This is a genomic window from Paenibacillus sp. J31R109 (assembly GCF_059692055.1).
In genome coordinates this window covers 92,172-105,178 of record NZ_JCAUAR010000008.1, presented here as the reverse complement: position 1 = coordinate 105,178, position 13,007 = coordinate 92,172, and the positions used below count along the sequence as shown (strand labels likewise).

Below are 13,007 nucleotides of genomic sequence, written 5' to 3'. Positions count from 1 at the left end.
ATCGGAGGAGAGAACAGTGCGGCAACTAGAGAAAATATATGTTGTTTTCAAAACTCACGTAGATTTGGGTTTTACGGACTTGGCCAGCAATGTGGTCTCCCAGTATAGAGAAGAGATGATGAACGACGTTCTAGCTGTATGTGAAGACACCAAAAAAGATGGCCCTGATCATCATTATGTGTGGACACTGCCTGCATGGATGTTGAAGGAATGCTTGGTTACCCCTGATGCAGTTAGAAAGGAAAGACTGGAGGCCTTAATTACGAACGGACAATTGCGTTGGCATGGACTTCCATTTACGACACATACGGAGTTTTGCGGTACCGAAGAATATATTAGAGGGTTATACATCTCAGAAGAACTTCGGAAGCAATATGGGCATACGGCGATATCTGCTAAAATGACGGACGTCCCCGGCCACACGTGGATGCTGCCTACTTTGTTGAAAAATGCAGGCATTTCGTTTTTGCATTTAGGCGTAAACTCCTGCTCTTCACCGGTCGATTTGCCACGGTTGTTTCATTGGGAAGGTCCAGATGGCAGCAGGGTATTAACCTATTATTCCAAAGGTGCATACGGCACAGACCTAACGCCGCCAGAGGATTGGCCCTATCCGATTTGGATAGCGCTGCTGCAAACGCAAGACAACTACGGTCCACAGGATGGCTCTGTGGTGCAGGACTTGTTGGATGAGATTGCGAGGAAGTATCCAAATACCGAGGTCAAAATCGGGACGATGGATGATTTTGCACGCGACTTTGAGGCGAGAGACTATCCCGATATCCCTGTAATTCGCAAGGATTTAGCGGATACATGGATTCATGGGATAGGCACTTATCCGGAAGAAGTGTCTAGGGTACGGCGGATGCGCTCGGATATTGCAGCACGGGAGAGCTTAGCAACAGTGGAGCAACTGCAAGGATTGCGTGGTAATGATCACAAGAATGCGATAGCGAAGGCTTATGAACACACGCTGCTATTCGGCGAACATACATGGGGCATCGATATTAAATCCAATTTATTGCCTGGCCGTAATAGTCAGCGCGCTTTCGGTAAGGCAGCGATTGAGAAAGACCGCGCGATGTTTCCGGACTCTTACGTCAAGACAGAGGCGTCTTGGGCTGAGCAAAAAAACTACGTAGACCAAGCGGAGAAAGCGCTAAGTGAAGTTCACCCTTTTACAGTTGTAGATTCAAATATCATTGGCGTGTATAACCCCCTTGCTTGGGAACGACTGCACGTGAAGATCACACTGGATCATGGTAAGCCCGGTACACTTACGGATAGAGCAACGAAGCAAGTGTATACCGTTAATGAAAGCGGTGAGGCTTACATTGGTGATTTGGCACCGATGGGTTATCGAACTTTTGCGTATACAAAAGTCCTTGGTCACGTTCATACGGATGCCATAGCAGCGAAAGACGGTGAATACGCCGTTTTGGAAAACCGTGCCATACGTATCGTAGTCAACAACGAGTCGGGCGGTGTGACTAGCTTTTATGATAAGCAAAATGAGAAGGAATGGGCCGTAAACGGGCGATTTGCACAATACGAATATGATGTTTATGGGAAAGAGGAGATTCTGGATTTTGTAAAAGCATACAGCTATGATCTAACGGATTGGTATGTGAACGATTTTGGAAAACCAGGTTATCCTAGAATCGATCATAAGCAGTATGGGCTGCATCTTGTTGATGTTAAGACCTCCAATGGCGATGGCTGGGGCTGTATTGAGATCCGTTTCACAACGCCGTATGAAAGTTATGAAGAGTTTGGAAATGGGGAGGAGATTTCCCTCTCGCTCCGCTTGGAAGAAGATCAATCGTATGCCGATATGCAAGTGACGGTTCATCGTAAAGCCTCTACGGCGTATGCGGAGAGTGGGCATTTCACATTTGCTCTGAACGCGGAACAACCGAATTATCGGTTTCAAAAATTAGGCAGTGTTGTAAATCCGCTTGTCGATATTGAGAGAGGTGCGAATACACGCTTGCACTGTGCTAGTCAATGGGTTGACGTACAGGACGATCAAGTAGGCTTGACGATTATTCCATTCGATACCCCGTTATTTTCCATTGGGGAAAAAGGCATTTATCACTATTCCAAAAAAGTGTATGTCCCCGAGCAGCCAATCCTGCATTTCAACCTATTTAACAATCAATGGGGGACGAACTTCCCACAATGGATCAGCGGTAGCTTCCAATACGCTTATCGGTTAGTGCCTCACGCGGGGGATTGGCAGGCAGGATGCGCACAGCAGCAAGCTGTCGAAGCGTGCATGCCGCCACAGGTGACAGTGGGTTGGGATCCTGCGGCCCCTACAAGTTATCAATTGCTGCAAAAGGGCGTGGAAGGGATCCATATTCTAGCTTTCAAAAAAGCGGAGCAAGGTGACGCCTACGTTGTACGCTTCCAAAATCTACACGATACATGCTTAGCGGTGAGGTTGCCATTTACAGAAACCATTGAAAATGTAAGAGAATGCGATCTGGTCGAGCGTACCCTGGAAACGAAAGTTGAATTTGGCAGCGATTATCTTGCTGTGACGTTGAATCCTTGTGAGATTAAAACGATGAAGCTTTGGTTTACCTAAAGCGGATGAAGAGACAGACAGCTGGTGTGCAGCTGTCTGTTTTCTTTTTAAAAAATACTATTCGTATCCTACTCCGTTTGGTAAAATGACAGTGTTACTATAATGAAAAATACAATTCTTGTCATAAAATAAGCGGATTTATCTGATTGGGAGGAAAAGAGTCACAATGAAACGGACATGGACCAAATTGGCTAGATGGATGCTGGGGGCAGTTGTGTTAGTTTTCAGCGGCTATGCTTGGTTGGGGGATGGTAATCAGGTTACAGCTGCTGTACCTGTTTCTGTTATCTCACCTCAGCAAACAGTCATAACGAACACGACGACGGAAGTTGTCGTGCAAGCGCCAATAGGTGCTAGGGTTGAGATTTTTGAAGGTGAAACGATGCTTATTGCAAAAGATGTAGAGGGCTACTCGGTTGTAAAGCTTGAATTGCCTCCTCTTGGCACAGGCGTGCATGTGCTTACGGCAAGTGTGCTTAATGGCACGGAACCGTATGTGATCACACTGCCTCCTATCGTAGTTCACGGGAGCGATGCGTTCACGATTGCAGACATCTCAACGATTGCTTCAGCGTTACCTGAGCATCATGAATGGGATATGAATGGGGATAACGTGTTTGTTCCCCAAGATGAGATTGCTTATTTACTTTCTAGGATTGAGCCCATCGCAGTTGTAGATCCTATTGATGATTTGAGTGTTGTCCAAACAGCGACAACAGCCACATATGCGACCCTTACCTATAGTAAGCCAGTTGGGGCAGATCGTGTAAGATTACTTAAGAGTGAGGATAGTGAAATATTTACGGAAGTAGCCTCGCTTAGTGTTAACGAAGCGACGTATATCGTAAGCGGACTGATGCCGGACACGACTTATCAGTTTAAGTTGGATGTTATCGGCGGCGTTCATGCGGGAGAGTCGAATGTGGTGTCTGTTGTGACAGGAACTGAGATCCCACCTGTTCAACCAGTGGCAGCGCCGTATCAGGCATTGGATTTTGATGGTAATGGAGACTATGTAGAAATTCCGCATGATGATATGTATAATTCGTCGTCGTTTACGATTGAAGCTTGGGTGAAGCCTGAGGCTTTTGAATGGAAGACAGGCATTGTATCTAAGTATCAGGAACAAGGTCTTGCTTCCTTTACACTTCGAACAAGCGATGAACCGTACAATAGAATTAATTTTCAAATAGGAGATTATAATGAAGTTAATTCTAGTACGTATCTTCAATTGAACCAGTGGTACCATTTGGCAGCGATATATAATAGTGCTTCTCGTGTTATGAGACTTTACATTAATGGTGAATTAAATTCAGAAGCTGTATACGTCGATTACAGTACGAACTCCTCCCCGATTACCATCGGCGTAGATTTCTTAGATTCCGCTCATTCAAATTTTGCAGCTCGATACTTCAAAGGTCAGATCGGAGAAGTTAGATTCTGGACAACAGTCAGATCTAAAACCGAAATCCAAGCAGACATGTATAACCATGCTGAAACACAAATTGATCCGGACCTTGCCGGATACTGGACATTTCGCAATGGAGCTCTTGATGAGTCCGGCCATGGTCGAAATGGAACGATCCATGGTAATCCTAATCCTGTAACAATGAAATAAACGAGGTAAAGGGGCTGTCCCAGAAGACTTTAAATGATGCAACTACTTTAAATAACGTTACGGGAGAACACTAATCCGTGCAAATGGACGACCAGCTGAACAATAACGTTATGCGATAACGCTAAAAGCTCCAAAATCGAAGTTTCCTGCGTATTTCAACGCTTTAGCGTTATACCATCACTTTATTTCCAGTAAAATTGAGAAAACACGCAAGCTAAGATGATGCCATCACCTTAGCTTGCGTGGTCTTCCGAGAAGCGGAAACTAAAAAAGGAACTTAGCAGGTACCATGTATTAAACCGCTAAGCTCCTTTTTTATTTTTACTTCTGGAACAGCCTCTACTTTAGCACCGCTGTTGCCAAATACGTACGCAGCGAGAGAAGAATCGCTTGCTCCCGCGTAGTATTACCGTGCGGATCGAGCTTATTGCCAGCAACACCATTCATGATGCCGTAGTTGACAACAAAGTTCATGGCATCTTGCGCCCAGCTCGAGATGGAGCTGGAGTCGGTGAAGGTTGTTTTTAAAGTGGTATCTAGTGCTACACCTGTCTTCGCTAATCGCACTGTCCTCAGCAGCATGACACTCATCTCTTGGCGGGTGATGGGGTTCTTAGGCCCGAAGGTATCGTTCGTCAAGCCGTTCACGATCCCCAACCGATACGCCTGATTCACTTGCACATTATTCGTATCTTTGAACACGGGATTATAGTCAGGTGCTAGCGTTTTACCCGTCAGCTTCTCATAGAGCCGAACGGCGAGTCCAGCAAAATCCTCTCTCGTAATCGCCTCTGTATACTTGCTCAAAGTTTGGCTGGTCGTTAATCCGAGACCAAAAGCTTGCTTCAACTCAGGCAAAGCCCATGGGCTGGCGCCAGCAAAGATATCGGGGACATTCGTAATAACGCCGTCCAATCTGCCAATAAGATCGGGGGAAACGGTGATTTTGGCGATGTCATCCAGTGTGTCAAGTTTGGTTTTGCCTGGTTTCAAAATAGGTTGTATACCCGATCCCTTCAATAGAGGCGTATCAATTTGAATGTCTTTAATCTGGCCGAGTGGTGGGGATGTTTCCACGATCGTGACGGCCTCTCCAGGAATCAGGTATTCGGGAATGGCATACTGGTCAATGATGGGCTTGATTTGGTACACGTACCAAGTGTTAGTGGTTTTACTCGTTTGTGTATCTACGTAGGAAACTTGGCCGATTGAATCTGTTTTACCTGATAGGGTGAAAGTCTTTTTACCATCAGGTCCCGTTCTTGTAATGTCGTACCGTGATTCCATATTTGAATTATCCAGCCACGTTAGTGTCACGGATCCATTGGCATTGGCTGTGGCTTTCACATCGGTGGGGCCTCCAGGCTGCTTTACGGCGTAAGCTACCGATATATAATCGTCTTCACTGTTGCTTCCAACGAGGGGATCAAACCAAGCATGGATACGAAAGAGTACAGAAGTGAGACTGGCATCAATCGGAAGCGTTAGAGCACCACCTTCCCCGCGTGTGAGTGGTATCCAGCTTACGCCATTATCACGCGAATAGAATAAAGTATCGGTTGAAGTTGTAGACACAGCTTTAGTTGTATTATAAATAATGACGAAGGGGACCTCTGCGGTCACATATTGAAGCCAATCTTTGTAAGTACCCCCTATTGGACGCAGGTCCATGCCATAAACATTTGCCTCTGCGCTAGTCTTAGACCCCCCAATGCTTAGGCCAGTAACTACCAGTGCACCGGCAGTTAGGAGCAGCGAAGCTTTTCTCCAAAATGAATACATACCCAGCCTCCTTCATATCGTTGAATCAGCATTTTGAGGCTAGCATAACAGTCAACTTGTTCGCTGTCATGAGCGAAATGGGCTAATTTTCCAATAAATTACACACAAGAAACCACTAATTTTAGCGAATTGTAGCGAATGCAGCTATCGCGGGGGATGACATTGTATATTGCCAATTCGTCCCGAGATGAAAAATGGATGCCCGAATGAGAGATGTACCTTATCTGTGAAGCAAGTGTACGTGGAATACCGCAATTGTACCTATCTAAGCCAGTCGAATTGCCCCTACAATAAGCATAAAGAAAGCGTAATCATTATGGGGGAACTACACGTATGAATGAAATGAAGCTATGGTATGATCGTCCTGGCGTAAATTGGTCGCAGGGTTTACCCATTGGGAATGGAAGATTGGGCGCAATGATCTACGGTGGTGTGGGACATGAAACCTGGAGTTTAACGGAAATCACCTATTGGTCAGGGAAGCCCGAACCACTGTCAGGGACATCCAAAGGTAGAGCAGATTTGGATCAAATGCGGGAGCATTTTTTTGCTGGCGATTATAAGCGGGGAGACGAGTTGGCGAAACAATCCCTGCAGCCAAAGAAGGGGAACTTCGGCACGCATTTATCGATGTGCGATATTCAATTCACGTTTGAGCAGCAAGGCGATCAACTGGTTCGGGAGCTGGACCTTCAAAGTGCTGGCACACAGACAGTCTACACCTCGGGCGGGCATAGACAAACAAGAGAAGTATGGGCTTCGCATCCGGACGGAATTGTAGCTGCACGATTGTTTAGCGAGCAGTCTGGAGGTCTATCGCTCACGCTGCGTATTCTTGGAAGAACTGAGCGATTCACTGCAACATTAGTGGATAAGGAAACGTTTGTTTTTGAGGGGCAAGCAACGGAACATATGCATAGTAACGGGGAGTGCGGTGTAAGTTGCCAAGGTGTATTAAAGGTCATCACCCATGGAGGCAGTGTAACCGCAGATGCAGCTACTGGCCAAATTAAGATAGACCGAGCTGACGAAGTTGTAATCTATTTGGCAGCGAACACGAATTATGGCAGCAGTGATGACGAGTGGATGTCAAAGTCGTTGCGCCAAGTAGAGAACGCCATAGCAAAGGGATACGAACGGCTGAGAGCGGATCACGTGGCGGACTATCGGCGGTTGTATGACAACGTCAACCTAGACCTAGGCGTAAGCAAGAATTCGAGCTTACCCACAGACAAAAGAATAGAGCTATTTCTGCAAGGGCGGGATGATGATCCGCACTTATTTGCTTTATTTTATCAATATGGTCGCTATCTAACTATTGCTGGATCAAGGGCGGATTCTCCGCTGCCGCTTAATCTGCAAGGGATTTGGAACGATGGTGAAGCCAATCGTATGCAATGGAGCTGCGATTATCATTTGGATATCAATACGCAAATGAATTATTACCCGGCAGAAGTCAGCAATTTGGCGGAATGCCATCTTCCCTTAATGCGATTCGTATCGCAATTAGCGGGGAGTGGAAGAGCGGCGGCGAAGCATTTCTATGGCTGTGAAGGATGGGTTGCTCACGTATTTACGAACGCTTGGGGATTCGCGTCTCCCGGCTGGGAAACATCGTGGGGGCTTAACGTAACGGGAGGCTTATGGATTGCCACGCAGCTTCGGGAGCACTATGAATTCGGACTCGATCAGACTTTTCTCGCAGAGACGGCGTATCCGGTTCTGAAAGAGGCTGCTGCCTTTTTCCTCGACTATATGACGGTTCACCCGCAATATGGTTGGCTAGTGACAGGTCCGTCGAACTCGCCGGAGAACAGCTTCTATATAGATGATCCGCAGCGAAGCGAATATCAATTGTCCATGGGCTCCACGCTGGACCAAGTACTGGTGCGCGATTTGTTCGCATTTTGCCTAGAAGCATCGGAAATGTTGCAGGTGGATATGGAGCTCCAACAGGAGCTGAAGACGGCCATTGCTCTATTGCCTCCGCTGATGATTGGCCGAAGAGGACAATTACAGGAGTGGCTTGAGGACTATGAAGAGGCGCAGCCAGACCATCGTCACTTATCTCATCTCTTCAGCTTATATCCTGGCAATCAGGTAACGCCTGAAGGTACCCCAGAGCTCAGTGCTGCAGCAAGGGTAACTCTGGAGAATCGCATGGATCGTGAAACGTTAGAGGACGTTGAGTTTACGTTAGCTGCACTTGTCGCGAATTTTGCCAGACTACAAGACGGTGAGAATGCTTACAAGCATCTCACGCATTTAATCGGCCATTTGTGTTTTGACAATTTGTTAACCTACTCCAAGGCAGGGATCGCAGGAGCCGAAACGAATATATGTGTGGTGGACGGTAACTTTGGCGGGACTGCAGCTATTGCTGAAATGCTGCTCCAAAGTCAGGCAGGAAGTATTCATTTCCTGCCTGCGCTACCTGCCAAGTGGCACACGGGCAAAGTTACGGGATTGCGGGTAAAAGGGAACGCAGAGGTGGATGTCACTTGGGCGAATTGTGAATTGGTCGAGGCGAGAATTCGTGCATACTCAGCAGTTCATACGTCGATCCGTTACGGTGAACATAAAGTCGAGGTGGCTCTGGAGCCCAACTGCATGTACCAGATCGATAGGAAGTTGAACATCAACCTAATCTGAATATCAACCTAATCTGAATATCAAGTAGACCAAGGCAGCTACAGTCAGTATAAGCGTAGTTGCTTTTCCTTTTTTTATCTAGAAAAAGAAATGGTATAATGAAAATCTATTTAGATAACGCTTTCATTTTAAAAGGGGGATAGGGTTCATGCCGAAATTCTCGCGAATATTCCGTAAATTTCTGATCTCCTATATCGTCATTTTGTTAATTCCAAGTATTGCAGGCTATATGTCCTATCGTACTGCGATTGCGGTAACGCAATCCGTATCTATTGAGAATAACGTGACACAGCTTCGGAAGAGTCAAGATATTTTGGAGCGAAGAATGGCTGAGGTAGAAGGCTTCACGAGACAGCTGGCGCTGAATCAGGAATTGAGTGTTCTCATGAATGAGAAGGGAATGGATGAGAAGGTCAATTTATATGGCATATGGAAAGTAAATAATGATATTAAGGCCTTTAGCCAAACCAACGATTTCTTACAGCAATTCTATATCTATTTAAATAATTACAATGTGCTCCTAACGCCGGCCTCTTCCTATTTCCAACCTGAACGTTACTACCAGTCCTTCCGTTATAAGGATCTACCCGCGGATGAGTGGAAACGAACACTTTTAGAGCAAACGCACAACAGGGAAGTCATACCGCTGAAGCCTTTTATAACGAATGGTGTGCAAACCTCTGTAATTACGTATATCCAATCGCTCCCGTTAGACAGCTTTAGTGGTTCCGCACGCGCGACAGTCGTTGTTCTCATTGATGAAAAGGTTATTACCAGCCTCTTATCGGATCTCAAGAATCAATATGGCGGGTGGTCTCACATTAGTGATGCCCAGGGACATACCATAAGTTTACTTGGCATTAATGAATCGGATGCTGCTAAGTTGGCCGCAGACACCAGCTTCGATCAAATGAAAGAGAGTCAATTCTATAGCGATGATCTGGTGATTACGATTCGTTCCAAAACGACAGGATGGGTCTATAGAGCAGGAATTCCTAGACATGTATTAATGGAAAATGCGAATAAAATCAAATATATTACTTGGTCTGTGACAAGCAGCGCTCTTGTCGTGGGATTGTTGGTGGGACTGTGGCAAGCTTACCGCAATAGTACGCCTATGCATAGACTGCTGAATGTGATGAAAGAGCAGTTTGGCAAAGATGCAGCTGTAGGACGGAATGAGTACGATTTTCTACAGGGCAATATCTCGAATATGATTTCTAATAATAAGCGTCTTGAAAATGAGTTGAACCGCCAACTCCCATTAATTCGGGATGCCTTCTTGAAGAGGCTGATCGCCGGTGAGTTTCGGTCCCTCGAAGAGATTGCCGCAGCTGCTGAACAGGCCAATACAGGGTTGGAGGCGAACACGGGTTATACGAGTATTTTGCAAATCAAAGGATACTCGGGGATGGACAACGTTGAGATTCTTAACGAGTTGAGTGCAGCTCGATTCATTATGAAACAGACGGTGCAGGATTTAGGATGGCTTGTTCATATGACGGATCTGGGTGCTGATCGGGTTGTGGTTATCTTTGAAGGGATAGCGTCTGCAGAAGACACGCCGAATCAAGAAATTGAGCGAATCCTGAATGAACTTGCTGAGTACTTATTTGCTGAGTACAAAATTACTATCATCGCAGCCATGAGCAATCCATTTACTACGGTTATGGAGGTCAGCCATACGTATGAGCAAGCGAAACAAGCGTTAGAGTACGCCTTGCACATGAATCGAAAAGGGGTCATCTGGTTCTCTGATGCGAGGCTAGAAAGCGATACGTATTATTATCCGCTTGATATTGAGCTGCGCTTCATCAGTACAATTCGAGCGGGGGATCTTGAGGAAGCCAGACGGATTCTGGGCGCGATTATTGCCCAAAACATTGAAAATCGCGAACTCTCCATTGAGATGAAGCATCAGCTGGTTGGCGAGTTGAAGGGCACTTTCTTGAAGTTGTTGTATCAGAAAACATTTCAGGAGTCTGAGATTTACGAGGTCGTGAAAAATCGCATCGCTGATATTCAGGCGAATGAAGACATGGATGCGATTCGGCAGGATATCGATGATATTATGGCATCCTTATGCGGATTAATCGCCACCAAAAAGAATGATCACCATAATAAAACCGTGGAGCAAGTGATGACATACATCGGTGAAATGTACAGTGATCCCGATCTCAATCTCTATCGCGTAGCGGAAAAAGTGGAGCGTCCAGAGAAATACATCTCCAACCTGTTCAAAGAGGTAACGGGGATGAATTTATCGGATCATCTGGAGCAAGTGAGAATGGATCAAGCTGCTAATTTGTTAAAAGGGGATACGTACACGGTAGACGAAATTGCAGCGCGTGTCGGATACAACAGCTCGCATTCTTTCCGCAGAGCGTTCAAGCGGGTGCTGGGTGTTTCGCCAAGTTCGTATCGGCAGTCTACGACGGAATAAAGATAAAGGAGCTAAGCGGCTTGATCCGCTTAGCTTTTTTGTTATTGTTGCTTACCCCAGCCACCCAGCTAGGTGGATATGGGGAAGAGTGACGTTTAGCGGTCGATAAACGTCGTCTCAGTAGGCGAAAATGTGTTGGAGTAGCTAGTTAGAAGTCTGAGACGTCCGAAAATGACGTCTCGGAGGTGGACATGCGGAAGAGTGACATTGAGCGGTCGATAATCGTCGTCTCAGTAGGCGAAAATGTGTTGGAGTAGCTAATTAGAAGTCGGAGACGTCCAAAAATGACGTCTCGGAGCTTGATATGCGGAAGAGTGATGCTGAGCGGTCGATAATCGTCGTCTCAGTAGGCGAAAATGTGTTGGAGTAGCTAGTTGGAAGTCTGAGACGTCCGAAAATGACGTCTCGGAGGTGGACATGCGGAAGAGTGGCGTTGAGCGGTCGATAAACGTCTTCTCAGTAGGCGAAAATGTGTTGGAGTAGCTAGTTAGCAGTCGGAGACGTCCGAAAATGACGTCTCGGAGCTTTATGTGGGGAAGAGTGACGTTGAGCGGTCGATAAACGTCGTCTCAGTAGGCGAATATGAGTTGAAGCAGCTAATTAGAAGTCCGAGACGTCCGAAAATGACGTCTCGGAGCTTGATATGCGGAAGAGTGACGTTGAGCGGTCGATAAACGTCTTCTCAGTAGGCAAATATGAGTTGAAGCAGCTAGTTAGTAGTTCGTCCAGCGCAGAGTGCAATGAACCTACTGCGGTTACACCGCGTAGCATCGCAGCCTCCTAGGTAAATTTGGATGCCCACTAGACAGAAGTACCCACCATTTACCGTCAAGTGTACGTGAAAAATCGCAAATGTACCTATCTAATACGGGCAGCTATCCCCTAGAATAAGGCTCAAGAAAGCGCAATCATTATAAGGCAGATGATCTTAGGGGGTTTTATTTTGGACAAAGGACTAGTCACCAGTCAGAGATCGCTAATCAAGAACAGTCGACTTAGCCTCATGGAGGCAGCAACGCGAAGCTTCAAAAAGCACTGGCAGCTGTATCTGCTCATCATTCCACCTGCGTTATATTTCCTGCTATTTAAGTATTATCCGATACTGAACGCGGTGCTTGCTTTTAAGGACTACAATGTCACGAAAGGCATCTGGGGGAGTCCTTGGGTGGGGTTTAAGCACTTTAAATTGTTTTTTGAAAATCCGATGTTCTGGACACTAGTGAAGAACACCATCTTCATAAGTGGATACCTGCTAATTGTTGGCTTCCCGATTCCCATCCTATTGGCGCTGGCGATTAATGAGGTACGTAATCAACGCTTTAAGAAACTCGTCCAACTCGTTTCTTTTGCACCTTATTTCATATCTACCGTTGTGATGGTGTCCATTATTATGCTCTTTCTGGCACCTCGACTAGGGTTCGTGAATGTGGTGATGAATCATTTTGGTATGGACTCGATTAATTTTCTGGGAGAACCCGGCATGTTTCGCTCCATCTACGTATGGTCGGATATTTGGCAGACGGCTGGGTATTATTCGGTCATTTTTTTAGCAGCCTTAGCAGGCGTGGATCCTTCCCTCTATGAAGCGGCCAAAGTAGATGGTGCTTCACGGATACAGAAAATTATCCACGTTGATTTACCTGGCATTTTGCCCACGATTGTCGTCGTCCTTATCTTAAATGTAGGGAACGTTATGGCGATTGGCTTCGAGAAGGTCTATTTATTGCAAAATCCACTAAATACGGTGAATTCGGAAATTATCGCGACTTATGTGTACAAAGTGGGACTGCTGAATGCGAATTACAGCTTCGCCACAGCCGTCGGATTGTTTAATTCAGTCATCAATTTAATCCTGCTCATTGTTGTGAATAGATTGGCTAGGAAATTTTCGAATCATAGTATTTGGTAAAAAAGGAGTG

At 46.0% G+C, this 13,007-nt stretch carries 6 protein-coding genes; 5 read left to right on the top strand and 1 reads right to left on the bottom strand.

The window, feature by feature from the left end; all coding sequences use genetic code 11:
- The first annotated feature begins 16 nt into the window (after positions 1-16).
- Both AC58QT_RS20515 and AC58QT_RS20510 read left to right on the top strand, forming a co-directional pair.
- Complete coding sequence (locus AC58QT_RS20515; RefSeq protein WP_497410653.1) at positions 17-2,593, top strand: DUF5054 domain-containing protein; 2,577 nt, start codon at positions 17-19, stop codon at positions 2,591-2,593.
- A 166-nt stretch (positions 2,594-2,759) separates the two neighbouring features.
- Complete coding sequence (locus AC58QT_RS20510) at positions 2,760-4,211, top strand: LamG domain-containing protein (RefSeq protein WP_497410652.1); 1,452 nt, start codon at positions 2,760-2,762, stop codon at positions 4,209-4,211.
- Positions 4,212-4,550: 339 nt separating this feature from the next.
- On the opposite strand, the gene AC58QT_RS20505 is transcribed toward AC58QT_RS20510, so the two are convergent.
- Complete coding sequence (locus AC58QT_RS20505; RefSeq protein ID WP_497410651.1) at positions 4,551-5,993, bottom strand: S-layer homology domain-containing protein; 1,443 nt, start codon at positions 5,991-5,993, stop codon at positions 4,551-4,553.
- A 333-nt stretch (positions 5,994-6,326) separates the two neighbouring features.
- Here AC58QT_RS20505 and AC58QT_RS20500 point away from each other — a divergent pair, with 333 nt between their 5' ends.
- The 3 genes from AC58QT_RS20500 to AC58QT_RS20490 all read left to right on the top strand — a co-directional run bounded on the left by AC58QT_RS20500 (position 6,327) and on the right by AC58QT_RS20490 (position 12,997).
- A complete protein-coding gene (locus AC58QT_RS20500) occupies positions 6,327-8,645 on the top strand; it encodes a glycoside hydrolase family 95 protein (RefSeq protein ID WP_497410650.1) in 2,319 nt (772 codons plus the stop codon).
- 148 nt (positions 8,646-8,793) lie between these two features.
- Complete coding sequence (locus AC58QT_RS20495) at positions 8,794-11,088, top strand: helix-turn-helix domain-containing protein (RefSeq protein ID WP_497410649.1); 2,295 nt, start codon at positions 8,794-8,796, stop codon at positions 11,086-11,088.
- 1,003 nt (positions 11,089-12,091) lie between these two features.
- Positions 12,092-12,997, top strand: coding sequence for an ABC transporter permease (locus tag AC58QT_RS20490; protein WP_310499561.1), 906 nt, complete (start codon positions 12,092-12,094; stop codon positions 12,995-12,997).
- Positions 12,998-13,007 lie beyond the last annotated feature (10 nt).

Excerpts from the sequence above, each read along its gene's own strand:
- AC58QT_RS20510 (WP_497410652.1), top strand. The coding sequence starts at position 2,760 with ATGAAACGGACATGGACCAAATTGGCTAGATGGATGCTGGGGGCAGTT.
- AC58QT_RS20505 (WP_497410651.1), bottom strand. The coding sequence starts at position 5,993 with ATGTATTCATTTTGGAGAAAAGCTTCGCTGCTCCTAACTGCCGGTGCA.
- AC58QT_RS20500 (WP_497410650.1), top strand. The coding sequence starts at position 6,327 with ATGAATGAAATGAAGCTATGGTATGATCGTCCTGGCGTAAATTGGTCG.
- AC58QT_RS20495 (WP_497410649.1), top strand. The coding sequence starts at position 8,794 with ATGCCGAAATTCTCGCGAATATTCCGTAAATTTCTGATCTCCTATATC.
- AC58QT_RS20490 (WP_310499561.1), top strand. The coding sequence starts at position 12,092 with ATGGAGGCAGCAACGCGAAGCTTCAAAAAGCACTGGCAGCTGTATCTG.